The 1,121-nt window shown below is 51.5% G+C and carries 1 protein-coding gene and 1 pseudogene; both read right to left on the bottom strand.

Annotated features, from left to right (window positions below):
- Window positions 1-231: 231 nt before the first annotated feature.
- Window positions 232-433, bottom strand: a pseudogene (locus tag CHU32_RS28865) (ead/Ea22-like family protein); the annotation flags it as partial.
- A complete protein-coding gene (locus tag CHU32_RS27845) occupies window positions 385-981 on the bottom strand; it encodes a hypothetical protein (RefSeq protein ID WP_103678839.1) in 597 nt (198 codons plus the stop codon). The pseudogene CHU32_RS28865 and the gene CHU32_RS27845, both read right to left, overlap by 49 nt.
- Window positions 982-1,121: the final 140 nt, after the last annotated feature.

The raw sequence follows: 1,121 nt of genomic DNA, 5'->3' as shown, positions 1-1,121 counted from the left end.
GAGCATGGCGGCGCGGAAGGAGTTCCAGCCCTCAACATATCCGCATTCGTGCATATCGATAATTCCGTCTGCGGTAATTTCATCAGGCACCTGCGCCGCCTTACCCTGCTGCGGGTGGAGGTAGAGGTTAAAATCCCCCATTTCTTTTCGATTTGCAGGCCACACGTCAGCGTCTGCGCCGCTAATGAGATAATCAAGGTTAGCCTGGTCGATTACAGCCACCGGCTGCTGTTCTTCTTCCAGCGGCGGCAGGTCAGGCACTGTGACGCCAAACAGCGCCGCCAGCGCCCGGTAATTTTGCTCGCTGTGATAGCGCCCCTTGCACCGCACCAGTTTTTCAGCCGCTGCGATTATTTGTTGCTCTTTGCTCAGTTCCATAATCACTCACTCCTCGATCTGCAATTTGATGCCAGCGGCGGCGCAGGCTGCGCGCAATGCCTCCTCGTAATCGATTAACCCGACGTTGTAGCCATCATCCCATATCTCGCCGATGCCGTTATCTGCGTCTTTTGGCGGATGAACTGTGAGCGTTTTAGAAGGATGATCGTAGAGATTACTCACCTCTAACCACTGGTTTTCTTTCAGGAATGCATTTACTTTGTCTAAATCCCTGCAGACGAAAACCTCACTGGTTATTACATCCACTAATTGCCAGGCTACTGGATTTTGAGTGATGCCTTCTATGCGCTGCCGATAGTCTTCAACCATTCGAGAAACCTGCTCAAGTGGCGTAACGCTGCCGCCATCTGGCGGGTCCATGTACTGGCATCCTGGCAGAAGCTTGCATAAGGCATCATCGATTACAGAGCGTTGAACCTCTTTGTCTCTGACTTCTTCTTCGTATGCGGCTTTGTAGCCTTCCAGCGCCTCTACCAGCATCAGAAGGTCACGAGTATCAACTTGCAGATTCGGGTTGAAGTTATCTTTCGCATTTAGCGCAGGCGCTTTTAGCTTTGCTGCCAGTGTGGTGATTTCGCTCATGGTTTCACCTCGTCGCGCAGAAGTCTGGCGAAGTCAGAGCACAGAAGCACAATGCTTTTCCACTTTCTAAAACCAACGCGGTCATTTGCAGATTTGTAGCATTTGCACTCATTCCCAGCCAACGATGCCAACTTCTCCAC

Source organism: Superficieibacter electus (assembly GCF_002915575.1).
Lineage (GTDB): Bacteria > Pseudomonadota > Gammaproteobacteria > Enterobacterales > Enterobacteriaceae > Superficieibacter > Superficieibacter electus.
Note: the sequence above shows the minus strand (reverse complement) of the source record. Positions and strands in the feature narration are given on the sequence as shown.

What these genes read in the sequence shown, in the direction of transcription:
- CHU32_RS27845 (WP_103678839.1), bottom strand. Translation starts at nt 981, where the DNA reads ATGAGCGAAATCACCACACTGGCAGCAAAGCTAAAAGCGCCTGCGCTA.